The 13,334-nt window shown below is 43.3% G+C and carries 6 protein-coding genes; 2 read left to right on the top strand and 4 right to left on the bottom strand.

Going from position 1 to position 13,334, the window contains the following annotated elements:
- Positions 1–58: 58 nt before the first annotated feature.
- Complete coding sequence (locus HYN43_RS05405) at positions 59–5,959, top strand: carboxypeptidase-like regulatory domain-containing protein (RefSeq protein ID WP_121540018.1); 5,901 nt, start codon at positions 59–61, stop codon at positions 5,957–5,959.
- Between the two features lie 106 nt (positions 5,960–6,065).
- On the opposite strand, the gene HYN43_RS05400 is transcribed toward HYN43_RS05405, so the two are convergent.
- From HYN43_RS05400 to tig, 4 genes are all read right to left on the bottom strand, one after another.
- Positions 6,066–6,920, bottom strand: coding sequence for an AMP nucleosidase (locus HYN43_RS05400; RefSeq protein ID WP_205589876.1), 855 nt, complete (start codon positions 6,918–6,920; stop codon positions 6,066–6,068).
- A 92-nt stretch (positions 6,921–7,012) separates the two neighbouring features.
- Positions 7,013–8,251: an ATP-dependent Clp protease ATP-binding subunit ClpX gene (gene clpX, locus HYN43_RS05395; RefSeq protein ID WP_119408476.1), complete on the bottom strand. Its 1,239-nt coding sequence runs from the start codon at positions 8,249–8,251 to the stop codon at positions 7,013–7,015.
- Between the two features lie 147 nt (positions 8,252–8,398).
- Entirely contained in the window at positions 8,399–9,127 is a 729-nt protein-coding gene (gene clpP / locus HYN43_RS05390; protein ID WP_119408475.1) for an ATP-dependent Clp endopeptidase proteolytic subunit ClpP, read from the bottom strand.
- A 421-nt stretch (positions 9,128–9,548) separates the two neighbouring features.
- Positions 9,549–10,907, bottom strand: a complete 1,359-nt coding sequence (tig, locus tag HYN43_RS05385; RefSeq protein ID WP_119408474.1) for a trigger factor — start codon at positions 10,905–10,907, stop codon at positions 9,549–9,551.
- 396 nt (positions 10,908–11,303) lie between these two features.
- Here tig and HYN43_RS05380 point away from each other — a divergent pair, with 396 nt between their 5' ends.
- Entirely contained in the window at positions 11,304–13,199 is a 1,896-nt protein-coding gene (locus HYN43_RS05380) for a RecQ family ATP-dependent DNA helicase (protein ID WP_119408473.1), read from the top strand.
- The last annotated feature ends 135 nt before the right edge of the window (positions 13,200–13,334 follow it).

The following is a 13,334-nucleotide window of genomic DNA, read 5'->3' as shown; positions in this document are numbered from 1 at the left end:
AACTCAAGACTTGCGACTTAAAACTAAACAGATTATCTTACCATACCAGGCGCTACTTATGCTATCTAAACTTACAAAAACGCTGCTAACATTTAGCCTATTAATTTTTGCCGGGGTTGCATACGCGCAAAAGCCATTAACCCCCGGCAGGCAAAGCAGCTATTACACCTACATCTATAAAATAACTGCCGATGATGTTTTAAAGTTTTACCAGCATCCCAACAAAAAACCCGACGAAAAGATATTACACAACCCTGTCGACTCATTCAAAACCGACGGCAGGTGGGAAAACACACTTCCGCCGGGAAACTATATGAAGATTGTGGCGAGGCATAATAAGCTCGACTATTCGCTGATTGAAAACCGGTCGGCCAATTTGAAGATTCTTGCCAATAATTATGATTTGAGGTTTGTATTGGTAGATAAACAGGGCAAGGCTATTGATAATGCCGACGCCCAAATCAATAATACATCCATCCCGTTTGATGCGAAAAGCGGCTTGTACATTGGCCGCCCTTCAAAAAAAGACACGATTTTAAAAGTTGATTTCGCGGGCGTTAGCAATTACTATCTTATTAAACTACAACAGCGGTATTATGGATACAACCGGTACCGCAATATGAGTTTTGTTAAAGCTACCTGGAACCGTTTTAAAAACCTGTTCAGAAAGCGCTACTACCAGCGCCCCGGCAAATACGAGGGTTTTATAGTATTTAATAAAGCCATTTATAAACCGCACGATACGGTAAAATTTAAAGCTTTTATCCTGAATAAAAAATCGAAACGGCCTATAAACGTTCGTCAATTATTGGTTAGGCTGCGGGAAGGCGGCGATAACGACGGCAAGATCATCGGCAGGGTAAACAGCTACCGCGACGGGGCTTTTGAGTATAGTATCCCCCTGGTTGACAGCCTTGATCTTTCGCTGGATGAAGATTACATCGTTACGCTCGAAGATCCGTCTGCCGAAAAATATAAAACTGAAGATGACGACAGAGATAATCAACGCCGCCTTTTAGCCAAACGCAGGATTTACCTGAGCGGCGAATTTAAGTATGAAGAATACGAGTTAAAATCGATAACCTTTACCACCCGGGTTGATAAAAAAGAGCATTCGCCAGGCAGCCCGGCAACCCTGTATTTAAAAGCTGTTGACGAAAATAACCTGCCGGTTACCGACGGCCGCGTTAGCATTACGCTCAACACAACCAGTACCGGTACCCATAAACAACATTATACCTTTGTGCCAAACCAGCTTTGGAAACACGATATGCCGCTCGACCCTGTGGGCGAAACCAAATTGGTAATCCCTGATTCTATTTTCCCGAAGGCTGATGTAAACTACGCCATCAATGCCGAATTTCTGAACAGCAATAATGAAAGCCAGTCGTCAGATCAGGATGATATGAGTTATACTTATAGCCCCTTCAGCCTTAGGGCCAAATTAAGTGCCGATACGCTCGTGGCTAACTATTATTTGAATGGTAAAGAAGCTAAGGCTCCTGCTATCATAAGCGCACTCGATGCCCACGATGATACCCTATCTAAAACCAAAGTGACGCTGCCCGCCAAAATTATCATAAACCCCTACGCGGTTAGTTATAGCGTGGATGCCGACAGCACTTATGCCGATATCGACCTGAAGGAAACCACACCCGATATATCGCTTTCGGGCTATCGCACTGCCGATTCGCTGTTTGTTACCGTTAACAACCCGCGGCACCTGCATTTCTGGTACTCGGTATTTGGCGGCGATAAATTGATAGATGCCGGCCAGGCCGACAGCCTGTTTTGCAGGCGGGCGTATCATGAACAAAACGTCGTCAATTTCCAGGCGCACTACATCTGGGCCGGCGAAAGCAAAACCGAAGCTACCGACGTAGTTTACCGGGATAAACTGCTCACCATTAACGTGCGGCAGCCTGTAACCGTTTACCCCGGGCAACATGCCAAAACGGATATTGTGGTTACTGATAAAGACGGCAAACCTGTTGCCGGTGCAGATTTAACCGCCTGGAGCATGACCAGCAAATTTACCGGTTATAAAGTTCCTGATGTGCCGTACCTTGGCGGAGGATTCCGCTATCGCAAACAAAAACAACCATTCAGAACAGAGGAAATACGCAGCAACGGATTGCTTGAGCTGAACTGGAAACGTTGGAGCACAGAGATTGGCCTGGATAGTATTAGCTATTACCGTTTTACCCACCCCGATAAAATTTACCAGGTAGAAGAAAATCCCAAACAGGATACGACTACACAGGTAGCTCCTTTTATAGTTAAAAACGGAGATGTGATACCTGTTCATATCCTTTATATTGATGGCCGCCCGGTTTATTTTGATCAAACCCAGCAATTAAGGCGCTATAGCTTTGCTGTAACCCCGGGCAAACACGCGTTCAGGTTTCGTACCAGTCACCTAAATATATGGGTAGATAGCGTAATGGTTGAAAAATCAAAAAAGCTGATTTTTAGCCTTAATGCTGATAACGCACAGTACACCAAAGTATCAGATACGTTAACCGCTTACGAAAGCGACCTCATCAATCGTTACCTGATTACGGTGGTGAATAACTTTGGGTGGAAAATGGCGCTTTTAAACCAGGGCAGTATGCGGTACATGATCAATCCCAACCCAAACTACGGCTACCGGGATAATGACGTACTTGTAGGGCCTTTTGCCGGTAGCTTTGCCGGGTTAGAGGTGCAGGGCGAAAAACCAAGGTATTTTGAAACCGAGCCCGGCTATTCATACCTGTTTGCGCCGGGTTTGCTGAAACAAAAAAGCATCCCTACGGCATTTAACCCGGTGCTATCATCCTACAATGGAGTTTACGATGATTATACCCAGCTGGTGCTTACCCAACCCGAAGCCGAAGATATATGGCAGCAATACCTCGATTTACGCCGTTACAGCGAGCAGCTTTTTCATAACCCCGATATAAGAGGAGAAGCGGGGCGATTGCAAATGAGCATTAATCAACCCAAAGGAAAAGCGCTGCTAATTAAAAACGTAATTATTTATAAATATAACGACCCCGATTTTATGCTGATTTACCCCGGCAATACCTTCGCTATCGAAAAGTTGCATGCGGGCAATTACAGGTTTTTATTTTTATTAAAGGGGGATAGCTATGATATAAAAGAGAATGTAACCATAAAAACCGGCGGCACCAATTACTACAATTTTGATGTATTGCCAACTCACCGCAAAGATTCGGTAAGTATCAGGATTGGCGATATTATAGATAACCGCCAATCGGCATATAACAATAACGACCGGGAGATAGTGAACGATGCTCTTAAAATAAAGGAAGCCTTTAACGAAAAATACCTTGATACCGAAATGTTTATGGACGGCATGAGCGGCACCGTAACCTCAGGCAGCGACAAACAACCGATACCAGGAGTAACCGTGAGGGTAAGAGGATCATCAACCGGGACACTTACGGATGTGCATGGGCATTTTAACATTAAGGTGCCTAAAAGCGGCAAATTAATCATAGGTTCTATCGGATATGAAACCAAGGAAATCGATATTAATCCGGGTTCACATGTAAATGTAGCCTTGAAAGATAGTTATAAGTCATTACAGGAAGTTGTGGTTGTGGGATACGGAATGGCTAAAAAGAAAGATATAACCGGCTCAGTCACTTCAGTATCTTATGGTTTATCAGGTAGAGTTGCCGGAGTTACGGTATCCGGTGATGCCCCCGGAGCCTCAGCCCAGGTTATGATCAGGGGAGTCAATTCACTAACCGGAGCTCAGCCACTTATAGTAGTTGACGGCGAAATTGTCGATAAACTTTCTGATATCAATAAAGATGATATAGCAGAAATGAGTGTGCTGAAAGATGCAGCTGCCACAGCCATTTATGGCTCGCGGGGGGCCAATGGCGTTATCGTGATCCGTACCAAGGGTAAACAAGGTACAGCCGGATCCACAGCCGATAGCACACAAACGGCAGGCACCCAAACCATGCGCAAAAACTTTTCTGATTATGCTTACTGGCAGCCCAAACTCACTACCGATGAACAAGGCAAAGCCAGTTTTATGGTTACCTACCCGGATGATATCACCAACTGGCGCACTTTTATTATAGGCATAAATGGCAATAAGCAAACCGGCTTTAACGAAAGCAGTATCAAAGCATACAAGCCTTTAAGCGCCAACTTCATTGCACCGCAATTTGCTATAGCAGGCGATGAAATGAACCTGATAGGTAAGATAATGAACTACAACATCACGCCAATAAAACTTACCCGTACCTTTAAATACAACGGGCAGCAACTAAAACAAGATGAGCTAGAAGTTAAAAATTCAAAAATAGATACACTTAAAATAACTGCTACCACTCTCCCTGCAACTGCCTCTGCCACTAACTCTGCTGCCTCTTCAACCGATAGCCTTACCTTCGAGTACACCATCAAACGTGATAACGGCTATTTTGATGGTGAAGAGCGCAAAATTCCGGTAATGCCGCAGGGAACAAAAGAAACTAAAGGCATATTTGAAACCCTTGATAGGGATACCGCGGTTACTTTGAAATTCGACCCTGCATTGGGCCCGGTTACTTTCCGCGCCGAAGCATCTGCCCTACCTATACTGGCCGAAGAAACCCGTAAACTACGCGAATACAAGTACCTGTGTAACGAGCAATTGGCATCAAAACTGAAAGGCCTGATTATGGAACGCCATATTAAAAAGTTTTTGGGTGAGAATTTTCTATATGGCAAAAACGTACAGGAAGTGCTTAAAAATTTACAGGACAACCGAAAAGAAAATGGCCTGTGGGGATGGTGGAAAAACAGCGATGATGAGCTTTGGATAACCCTGCATGTTGTTGAGGCACTTTTATCAGCCCAAAAAGAAGGTTACACCGTTCAGCTTGATAAACAAAAACTATCCGACTTTCTGATCTATCAAATGGAAAGCTATAAAGGCCAGGAGAAAATATTTTGCCTGCAATTGCTTAACCAGCTTGGGGCAAAAGTTGATTACCAACGCTATATTGGCCTAATTGAAAAAGAACAGGCCCGGGGCAAAAATATGTTTGGCGGTAATATATCCGGTTATGACAAATTAAGAACGATGCTGTTACGGCAGGAAGCCGGTTTAAAGGTCAATTTAGATAGCCTGCTCTCAACAGCCAAACACACCATGTTCGGTAACGTATACTGGGGAGAGGTTGGGTATAGGTTTTTCGATAATTCGATCCAATTAAGCGCGCTGGCCTATCACATTATTAAAAATGATGGTCATCATCCCGAAATATTAAGTAAGATCCGCGGCTATTTCCTCGAGCAGCGCCGCCTTAACGAATGGCGCAATACTTATGAATCTGCTTTAATTCTTGAAACTATCCTGCCTGATATGCTGATTGAAAACAAACAGGTAAAACCATCGCAGATCACCATCGCCGGAGCCGAAACAAAAACCATCAGCCAGTTCCCCTACTCGGCTACATTAACCGATAAGCAGATCAGCGTTAGTAAAACCGGGGGATTGCCGGTTTACGTCACCGGCTATCAGCAATTCTGGAACAGCAAACCCGAAAAGGTAAGTAAGGATTTTACGGTAAATACCTGGTTTGAGCGTAAAGAGAAAACAATAACCACCCTTAAAGGCGGCGAAACAGTACAGCTAAAGGCAGAGGTGACAGCCCGTGGCGATGCCGATTTTGTAATGATAGAAATCCCTATCCCGGCCGGATGCTCGTACGAGGGCAAAGAACAAGCCTGGACCAACAACGAAGTGCACCGCGAATATTTTAAAGAAAAGGTGAGTATATTTTGCCGCAAGCTTAAACAGGGCAAATATACCTTCACCGTAAACCTCATCCCCCGTTACGACGGCAAATACACCCAAAACCCGGCCAAAGCCGAAATGATGTATTTCCCGGTATTTTACGGCAGGGAGGGGATGAAACAGGTTGTCATTGGTTCATTTGTTCATTAGTTCATTGGTGGTATAGTTCAATAACAAAACCACTCACATGGTATTTGGTTCATTTGTTTAGCGTTTGCTAATACAAATGAACTAATGAACCAGTGAACTAATGAACTTAAAACTTAAGATGCTTAACCGTTAACCCGTTATTGATTAACTGCTTTAACGATTCGATACCGATGTGCAGGTGTGTTTCAACAAACTTTTCGGTTACTGACGAGTCGCTTTCGGCGGTTTTTACACCTTCAGGGATCATTGGCTGGTCTGATACCAATAGTAAAGCACCTGTTGGGATCTTGTTGGCAAAGCCGGTGGTGAAAATTGTGGCGGTTTCCATATCAACAGCCATGGCACGTAAATCTTTCAGGTATTTTTTAAAGGTTTTGTCGTGCTCCCAAACGCGGCGGTTGGTGGTGTAGCAGGTGCCTGTCCAGTAATCGCGCGAGTAATCGCGGATAGTGGTTGAGATGGCTTTTTGCAGCGCGAATGAAGGCAGTGCGGGCACTTCGGGAGGTAAGTAATCATTTGATGTACCCTCGCCACGGATGGCAGCAATAGGCAGGATTAAATCACCTACATTATTCTTCTTTTTCAGGCCTCCACATTTGCCCAAAAATATCACGGCTTTTGGGTGGATAGCTGTAAGCAGGTCCATCACGGTAGCAGCTACCGAACTTCCCATACCAAAATTGATGATGGTGATACCATTGGCCGTTACGCTTTGCATCGGCTTATCAATACCCATTATCGGCGCGTCATCATTCCATTGCGAAAACAACTGGATGTACTTTGAAAAATTGGTAAGGATAATGTACTCGCCAAAGGCATCCAGCGGACGGCCGGTGTAACGCGGCAGCCAGTTGGCCACAATTGCTTCCTTGGTTTTCAGGCCCGATTTTACAGGCGATTGTACTTCTTTTACTTTCGGGATGTTGTCTCCATCTTTCTTTAAATCTAATTCTTCGTTCATAATATAATTCCTTTTTATACAGCAAACCCCGGTATGATAACCAGGGCCGCGTTATTTTTAATAAATATAAGTGTTTACTTATATACTTGGTGTTAAGCTACTTTTAACTTTTTCAGATCAGATTTTTCAAACTTTTCATGCGCATAATCCAACGTTACATGCAGGCGCTTCACATCCTTTTTGGATGGAAACTCGAACATAGCGTCGATCATAATTGCCTCACAAATTGACCGCAATCCCCTTGCACCAAGCTTAAACTCCATTGCCTTATCAACAATAAAATCAAGCACTTCGTTCTCAAAATCAAGCTTTACACCTTCGTATTCAAACAGTTTTTTGTATTGTTTCAATAGGGAGTTTTTAGGCTCGGTAAGAATATTGTGCAACGCATCCCTATCCAGCGGGTTAAGGTAAGTAAGCACAGGTAACCTGCCTATCAACTCAGGGATCAAACCAAACGATTTTAAATCCTGCGGGGTGATATACCTGTAAAGATTTTTCAAATCCACCTCATGATCGTTACCTTTCAGTTTATATCCAACGGTTTGCGTACGCAGGCGATTAGCTATTTTCCGCTCAATACCATCAAAAGCACCACCGCAAATAAACAGGATGTTACTGGTATTAACAGTGATCATTTTTTGATCGGGGTGTTTACGGCCACCTTGTGGTGGTACGTTAACCATGGTACCTTCCAGTATTTTCAATAAAGCCTGCTGTACACCTTCGCCGGATACGTCGCGGGTGATTGAAGCATTATCACTTTTGCGGGCTATTTTATCAACCTCATCTATGTAAACAATACCTTTTTCGGCAAGGGTTACATCATAATCGGCCGATTGAAGTAAGCGGGTAAGGATACTTTCAACATCCTCCCCTACATAACCGGCTTCGGTTAATACCGTAGCATCGCAAATACAAAACGGAACATTCAGTACCTTGGCAAGGGTTTTGGCAAGCAGGGTTTTACCGGTACCGGTTTCGCCTACCATAATGATGTTCGATTTCTCAATCTCTACCTCATCCTTATCCACACGTTGGTTTAAGCGTTTGTAATGATTGTAAACCGCTACCGATAATATCTTTTTGGCATCATCCTGACCAATTACATACTGATCAAGGTGCGCCTTCATTTCTGATGGTTTAAGTAAAGCAGGTGCCAAAGGCGACGATTTTACCTTACGCACCTTTAACTCCTCAGCCAATATTTCATTAGCCTGGTTCACACATTTATCGCAAATATGCGCATCAAGCCCTGCAATTAACATCAGGGAATCTTGTTTCCCGGCGCCGCAGAACGAACACCTGATCTCCTTGCTGTTTTTATTCATCTGATTCGTTTTCTTACTCAAAGTTAATTAATTGCTATCAAAAAACAAAGTCCGTAGTCCTTAGTGCGAAGTCGGAAGCCGGAAGTTTTAAGTCTTAAGTAATTAAAATACTTTTTGACTTAGAACTTCCAACTCCGGACTTAAAACTTACTTCCCTTTATTACCCCTTAAAATCTCATCCACCATACCAAATTCTTTGGCTTCTTCTGCAATCATCCAGTAATCACGATCCGAAGCATCCCAAACTTTTTGGTAAGGTGCACCGCTATGATCGGCAATGATCTGGTACAACTCTTTTTTCAGTTTAGTGATCTCCTGGTAGGTGATCTCAATATCTGATTGCTGACCTTGCGCACCGCCAGATGGCTGGTGAATCATCACCCTTGCATGCGGCAACGCTGCCCTTTTACCTTCGGTACCGGCAACCAATAATACTGCTGCCATTGATGCTGCCATGCCTGTACAGATAGTCGCCACATCGTTTGATATAAACTGCATGGTATCATAAATACCTAAACCTGCATATACCGAACCACCCGGCGAGTTAATATAGATCTGGATATCACGCTTAGCATCGGCCGACTGTAAGAAAAGCAATTGAGCCTGGATAATGTTTGCAATATTATCATAAATAGCATCACCCAAAAAGATGATACGATCCATCATCAAACGCGAAAACACGTCCATCTGAGCTACGTTCAGCTGGCGCTCTTCAATGATATATGGGGTCATGCCGGTTGGTACGGTGGTGATACCGCCTGTCGGCATGTTACCACGTTCAACGCCTGCAATGTATTTATCTACGTATAAACTGTTAATACGGTGGTGTTTAACAGCGTATTTCCTGAATTCGTTTTTATCGATGTTACTGTTCATGGTTTTTGTTAATTGTTCTTGTTGGATTGCGGACGTCTTGCCCGCGTTAAATATAGTTTTTAGTTGAATACTATTTTTAAAAGATAGTTTTAAATAAGTAATTTTTTTGGTGACGAACAGTTGAGTTGGCTGGCATGAAAGCAGATAATATCACAATGTCACTTCTGGTTTACATTGGGCGCTTATTTTAGCCGCCATCATTCCCTCCCTCGGGAGGGGCGCGTAGGAATGTGTGGTGTAGGGATGGGTTTAGTCACCATGCCTATTCAACTTACATGGCGACTAAACCCCTCCCTACACCCTCCCAAGGGAGGGAATCGCACGGGCCTCGCTTCTTTTTTCCGAAGGCTAAAAACACCAAAAGCAACCCGATGAGTTGCTTTTGGTGAATATGCTGATCTCCCGCAGGAGATAAAAAAAATTACTGCGCTGCAGAAACCAATGCACTGAAATCAGTGTAAAGGATATCCTGTTTATCTAAAGTGATAACGTTTTTAATGTAATCAAATACTTTAAGGGCTTTAACCTCTTCAAATATTTTGTTAGCGTTGTCTTTGTTTTGCAGGTACTGAACGGTGTACTGTCCTAACTGATCTTCAGGAATAGCAGTTGGGCTGTACATTCTGAATTGCTGATCTAAACGGATCTTAGCCAATTCAAACACGTCTTCATATTTAATTTCGATCGTGTTATCAACAATGATCTTGTTTTCGATCAAAGTCCATTTCAGGTTTTGTGCAAAATCATTGTAACCACCTTCTAACTCTTCGTCGCTTAGTTTTTCGTTAGTAGCTTTTAACCAACGTTTCAAAAACTCGTCCGGTAACGCGAAATCAACTTTTGCAATGGCCAGTTTGTAGATATCGTCCTGTAATTTACGGTCCGAATCCTGTACCATCATGCTTTCAAGCTCTTCGGTAATTTTAGCCCTGAACTCCTCTTCGGTAGTTACTGTACCTTCACCAAATAATTTGTCAAAGAACTCCTGGTTTAAGTCGCTTTCCTCTAAACGGTTAACGTTTTTAACAGTTAACTGGAATTCGCCTCTTAAATCAGCCGCGTCATCCTCTTCAATTTTCAATAAACCTGCAATTTTAGCTGCGTCGCCATCAAAAGCTTTACGGATATCGATATTCAAAACGTCGCCTTTTTTCAAACCGATTAACGAAGCTTTGATAGCCTCATCTTTGATCTGATCTAAACGAACCGACGCGGTGTTGCTAATTCCATCCTCAAAAACACTACCATCAGCCGAAAGCTGAGCCAAATCGCTGTAAAGAACGTCATCATCTGCCGATACGTCAGGATTTGTCATTTTGCCATAGCTTCTGCGGATATTTTTGATACGTGAGGCAAGCGTTTCGTCATCAATTTTAATAACGTATTGAGTTAATTTATCCTGCGATGAAAAATCAATAGCAAACTCAGGTGCTAAACCTAATTCGTAGCTAAACTCAAAGTTATCGGCAAAATCCCAGTTGTATTCTTTGTTATCATCAACAGCAGGCAATGGCTGACCTAATACGGCCAGTTTTTGCTCGTCGATGTAGTTATTTAAAGTATCTTGTAACAGGTTGTTGATCTCATCAACCAAAATGCTTTTACCGTACATTTTTTTAATGTGCGATGCCGGCACCATACCCGGACGGAAACCAGGAAGTTTCGCTTTTTTAGCGTTTTCTTTTATCGCCTTTTCAACACGTGGCTGATAATCTTCAGGGTTGATGTTAATTTTAACAATCGCGTTCAGGTCACTAATTTTTTCCTGTGTAATATTCATCTTTTACCGGGTAATTTAATTTAATCGTTTGACGTATAGCTTAAAGCCTAATGCAGGCTATACAAAATTCGAGGCGCAAAAGTATAAATTTATTTTTAATTGTGGCTTGATTTTATATTGTTTTAAAGGAAATCGGTTTTAAAAATTACAAAAGTTTAAGGGAAGATTTTTTACGCTAATTTTTGTCTGAACCGGAATTTGGGGGAATTAAAGAATTCATAGAATTTACAATGCATTCTGTTAATTCCTGAATTCATTAGTTCGGGGGGCAAGCAATATTTACAGCATCAATCTTTGTTTAATAGTATCTAATCCTCAACAAGCAATTGTATTTAGTCATTCGCCTCAGTTAACTTCTCACTTAAAATTGATAGTTTTGAGGTCTGTCACTGCTTCATGACCATAGAGGAAATATTAAAACAATACTGGAACCACGATAGCTTCAGGCCTATGCAGGCTGAGATCATTCAGTCTGTTTTAACCGGGCACGATACTTTGGCCTTGCTGCCTACCGGAGGCGGCAAATCGGTTTGTTTCCAGGTGCCTGCCCTGGCTAAAGAGGGCGTTTGTATTGTGGTTTCTCCTCTTATTGCCCTCATGAAAGACCAGGTTGAAACCTTGCGGGACAAAGGCATCAACGCCATCTCGATAGTATCGGGCATGGGGCGGCGCGAGATCGATCTGGCGCTGGATAATTGCATTTACGGCTCTGTGAAGTTTTTGTATTTATCGCCCGAGCGCTTGCTGAGCGAGTTGGTGCGCGAACGCATTAAATACATGAAGGTAAATCTTTTCGCTGTGGATGAGGCACATTGTATTTCGCAATGGGGATATGATTTCCGGCCGCCTTATTTGCATATTGCCGATCTGCGCGAGCTTCATCCGGAGGTGCCGGTTTTGGCCCTTACCGCCACAGCTACCGCCGAAGTTAAGCAGGACATTCGGGATAAACTCCAATTTAAAAACGGCATAATATTTCAGCAAAGTTTTGAGCGAAGCAACCTGAGTTATGTAGTTCAATACGAAGAAGACAAATTCAGAAAACTGCTGGATGTAGCCCGTGGTGTAAAAGGTACCGGGATTGTTTACGTTCGCAGCCGTAAAGAAACTTTCGAAATAGCTAAGTTTTATACTGATAACGGTATCAAGGCCGATTATTACCACGCAGGTTTAACAACCGATCAGCGTGCCGAAAAGCAGGAGGCCTGGAAAAACAACCGCGTACGGATCATCGTAGCCACCAATGCCTTTGGGATGGGAATTGATAAACCTGATGTGCGTTTCGTGATCCATAAAGATATGCCCGAAAGCCTGGAAGCCTACTACCAGGAAGCCGGCAGAGGAGGCAGGGATGGCAAAAAGGCCTATGGCGTATTGCTTTACACACCTGCCGATAAACTGCGGCAGGAGAAAATGTATGAGCTCAGTTTCCCCTCTGTTGATGAAATTAAGCAGGTTTATCACTACCTGGCCAATTACTACCAGCTGGCCTACGAGGCTGGTGAAGGCCTGAGTTTTGACCTTGATTTGGGAGAGTTTTGCGCCCGCTTTAAGCTTGACGCGATAAAAACCCTCAACGCCCTCAAATTTCTGGAGCGCGACGAATACCTCGCCTTTAACGAAAGCGTATTTTTGCCCTCGCGCTTTCAGTTTGAGGTGGTGAATGAGCAATTATATAATTTTCAGATCCAGAATGCCGGTTGGGATCCTTTTGTTAAAACCCTCCTCCGCTCATATGGCGGCGCGTTTGATGGGTATGTACGGATCAAGGAATTTGATATCGCCCGACGCACGGGCCTCAGCGTTCAGCAGGTTATTGAGGGGATGGAGAAGCTGCAGCAGTTTGGCCTCATCAGCTATATGCAGCAAACCGATAAGCCGCAGGTTACCTATCTTAAACCAAGAGTACAGGCCAGTCACCTCATTATCGACAGGAAATATATTGAAGAGCGTAAAGAGGTATACCGCAAAAAAATGGAAGCGGTATTTGCCTACGCTACCCGCAAAAAATGCCGCAGCCAGATGCTGCTTGATTATTTCGACGAAGCGAATGCGCACAAATGCGGCGTTTGCGATGTGTGTATTGACGAGAAAAGGCGTATTAACGAGGAAGAGATTTTTGACAATATCACCACCGAAATAGTGCAACTTTTACAGGTGTCCAGCCCGGATATCGGCACGTTAATTACCGGTATCAATATCGGCACCGAAAAAGAAAAACTGGACACTGTAAGGATGCTGCTGGATGCAGGGAAGATCAAAACTGATGGTGAGGCATATTATCTAAGTTAATCTTTTTATCCTCAACCAAAACACCATTACCACATTCCAGTAGAATATTAGCGGCCTTTCCATCTTAGGAAGGGCTTTGCATTTTAATTGCTGCATACCAAAAACTCACCGGCCATCCACAAAAAAACTTTGCAC

This window comes from Mucilaginibacter celer (assembly GCF_003576455.2).
In the GTDB taxonomy this organism is placed as follows: domain Bacteria; phylum Bacteroidota; class Bacteroidia; order Sphingobacteriales; family Sphingobacteriaceae; genus Mucilaginibacter; species Mucilaginibacter celer.
This window is presented reverse-complemented; position numbering and strand designations above follow the sequence as displayed.